Raw genomic sequence first — 3,306 nt, 5'->3', positions numbered from 1 at the left:
TCGCGAAATTTCGCAGTCGCGACGCCAGAGACCGAGGGTTAGATCATGCCTAGCATTCACCTTCCGGCCGCCCGCTAAATATCTCCTTTTGGGTTGTTAATAAAACATCCAATAAGTTGACTGTGCGTGAAAAAGAAAGTTTTGTGTGATGGCGTTGAAGATCGCACCGTTAAGCTCTTATGTGGGATGGTGCAGAGCTCGACGACTACCGATAAAACGCAACCGCCGCAAACAGACAAGAAAAAGCCCCAACTGATAACAGTTGGGGCTTCAGTATTGTGATTGGTGGAGCAATAGCACCCTGAACCCAAAACCTTCTCGCTCAACCGGTAGTGGCTGATAACAACTCGTGAGGGCTATTGCGGGTTAAGCATTTAGCGATGTCTAGGGCCAGACTGGACGTCTGAACGCAAGCCGCTGATACTGTACATAACCACAGTATCAGCGGAGGATACCCATGTCGCTGGCAAGGAACGCCACGGCGAGTCAATCGCCCACTCAAACAAACGGTTACGAACGCCACCAACCCGACCAGACGCTGCTCTACCAGCTGGTTGAGCAGCACTACCCAGCCTTCAAAGCCTCACTCGAAGCCCAAGGTCAACACCTGCCTCGCTACATCCAACAAGAATTCAACGACCTCCTCCAATGTGGCCGTCTGGAGTATGGTTTCATGCGGGTTCGCTGCGAGGATTGTCATCACGAGCGTCTGGTCGCCTTCAGCTGTAAACGACGCGGCTTTTGCCCTAGCTGCGGTGCCCGCCGGATGGCCGAGAGTGCGGCGCTGCTGATAGACGAAGTCTTCCCCAAGGAGCCCATTCGCCAGTGGGTGCTCAGCTTTCCTTTCCAGCTACGCTTTTTGCTGGCTCGCCATCCCCAGCTGATGGGCCAGGTCTTGAGTATCGTCTATCGTACACTCTCAACTCATCTGATCAAAAAAGCCGGTTACACCAAAGCCTCTGCACAAACTGGCTCAGTGACTCTTATCCAACGCTTTGGCTCCGCGCTAAATCTCAATGTCCACTACCACATGCTGTTTCTCGATGGTGTCTATGCCGAAGATGACTATGGCAAGCAACGCTTCCATCGTGTCAAGGCACCCACTTACGATGAGCTGAATACGCTCGCTCACACCCTCAGCCATCGCATCGCTCGCTGCATGGAAAAGCGTGGGATTTTGGAGCGTGATGCCGAGAATACGTGGTTGACACTGGAAGAGGGCGAAGACGATACGCTGACTCAATTACATGGTGCTTCGGTTACGTATCGCATTGCCGTCGGCCCCCAGCAAGGGCGCAAAGTCTTCACCCTGCAAACCTTGCCAGGGCGTGAGGATAAAGCCGACTCAAGCAGTCGAGTAGCCAACCATGCTGGTTTCTCGCTACACGCCGGTGTGATGGCCGAAGCGCATCAGCGGGATAAGCTTGAGCGCTTGTGTCGCTACATTAGTCGGCCAGCGGTTTCAGAAAAACGTCTGGCATTAACCGCCAATGGGCAGGTGCGTTACGAGCTCAAAACTCCGTACCGCAATGGCACCACCCATGTGATCTTCGAGCCGCTGGACTTCATCGCCAAACTCGCTGCGTTGGTACCTAAGCCGCGAGTCAACCTCACACGCTTCCACGGCGTCTTTGCACCGAACAGCAAACACCGAGTTCAAGTAACACCCGCCAAGCGGGGCAAGAAGCCCGACAAATCGGAAGGTCTCGATACTAACTGGCGTGACAAGAGTCCTGCAGAGCGCCACCGCGCCATGACCTGGATGCAACGCCTCAAGCGAGTCTTCAATATTGATATTGAAGTCTGCGAACACTGCGGCGGTCACGTCAAAGTGATTGCCAGCATCGAAGATCCGAAGGTCATTGAGCAGATTCTCAAGCATCTGAAACAGAAAACAGCCAAGGCGAATGCCGCCAAGCAGCGTGAGCTGCCACCAGAACGAGCGCCGCCACTGACTCCCAGCCTGTTCGATCCATCACAGAGTCGTCTCTTTGACTGACGACCCCAAATCCAACACTGCTCAACACTGCCAACTTTTAAACGGGGCGGTGGGGCAGTTTGTATCTCTCGAGCTATCAGGCTAGAGATTTTACCGCCAAATCGAACCTTATTAGAGCGGTTTAGGCTGGACCGGCAGTTAAAATTGGGGCTTGAGCGGTAAACGAGTGAGGGAATTTCAGGTAAGATACTTCGGATGAGGAGCAAAAAGGTGGTTTATACTTCCTATACCCGCAAAGGTTGTTGGGAAGGCGCGAACCAACCCCATGTTTGCCTGCCTAGGCAAAGCTCGCCGAAAGAGTTAGCACCCTCCCTGATTAAAGGAAGCCGTATGGATATTATTGATAAAGTTTTTCAGCAAGAGGATTTCTCACGCCAGGATTTGAGTGACAGCCGTTTTCGCCGCTGCCGCTTTTATCAGTGTGACTTCAGCCACTGTCAGCTGCAGGATGCCAGTTTCGAGGATTGCAGTTTCATTGAAAGCGGCGCCGTTGAAGGGTGTCACTTCAGCTATGCCGATCTGCGCGATGCCAGTTTCAAGGCCTGCCGTCTGTCTTTGGCCAACTTCAGCGGTGCCAACTGCTTTGGCATAGAGTTCAGGGAGTGCGATCTCAAGGGCGCCAACTTTTCCCGGGCCCGCTTCTACAATCAAGTCAGCCATAAGATGTACTTCTGCTCGGCTTATATCTCAGGTTGCAACCTGGCCTATACCAACTTGAGTGGCCAATGCCTGGAAAAATGCGAGCTGTTTGAAAACAACTGGAGCAATGCCAATCTCAGCGGCGCTTCCTTGATGGGCTCAGATCTCAGCCGCGGCACCTTCTCCCGCGACTGTTGGCAACAGGTCAATCTGCGGGGCTGTGACCTAACCTTTGCCGATCTGGATGGGCTCGACCCCAGACGGGTCAACCTCGAAGGAGTCAAGATCTGTGCCTGGCAACAGGAGCAACTGCTGGAACCCTTGGGAGTAATAGTGCTGCCGGATTAGCTCGAATGCAAACACAAGAGGCAAATATCACTTGAGTTCCGCGCTGCAACAAGGCAGATTCTGCTATAGCAGAGTATTACCGCCGGAATGCCGTTTCTCTGCTGCCGCAGCCGACGTTATACCTTCCCTTCAAAGGAGGCATTATGAAGACTCAACTGCACGCCGAGCTGGCTCAGGTCAAGCGCTCTTTGGCAATCACCCAACTACTGGGAGCACCAGGCATCTTACTCATAGGCTTGGCACTATGGCATCGCATTTTATTTTCTTTCTCTGGTTCTGAAATCCATCCCTGTCGGTGTTGCTTATGCAGTCTGGTCGGG

General features: G+C 53.1%; 2 protein-coding genes and 1 pseudogene. All 3 read left to right on the top strand.

The features are described from left to right. Window positions 1–457: 457 nt before the first annotated feature. Window positions 458–1,999 (top strand): IS91-like element ISCR1 family transposase, encoded by a 1,542-nt coding sequence (locus R8O10_RS23705; protein ID WP_000050481.1) that lies wholly within the window; start codon window positions 458–460, stop codon window positions 1,997–1,999. A gap of 330 nt (window positions 2,000–2,329) precedes the next feature. Then, the gene (locus tag R8O10_RS23700) at window positions 2,330–2,986 is read left to right on the top strand and encodes a quinolone resistance pentapeptide repeat protein QnrA1 (protein ID WP_012579084.1); all 657 of its coding nucleotides are present in this window, start codon (window positions 2,330–2,332) and stop codon (window positions 2,984–2,986) included. A 243-nt stretch (window positions 2,987–3,229) separates the two neighbouring features. Beyond that, window positions 3,230–3,306 (top strand): annotated as a pseudogene (locus R8O10_RS23695) (SMR family transporter); the annotation flags it as partial.

Origin of the sequence: Vibrio sp. 1727 (assembly GCF_033344415.1) — a bacterium.
Lineage (GTDB): Bacteria > Pseudomonadota > Gammaproteobacteria > Enterobacterales > Vibrionaceae > Vibrio > Vibrio alginolyticus.
Note: the sequence above shows the minus strand (reverse complement) of the source record. Positions and strands in the feature narration are given on the sequence as shown.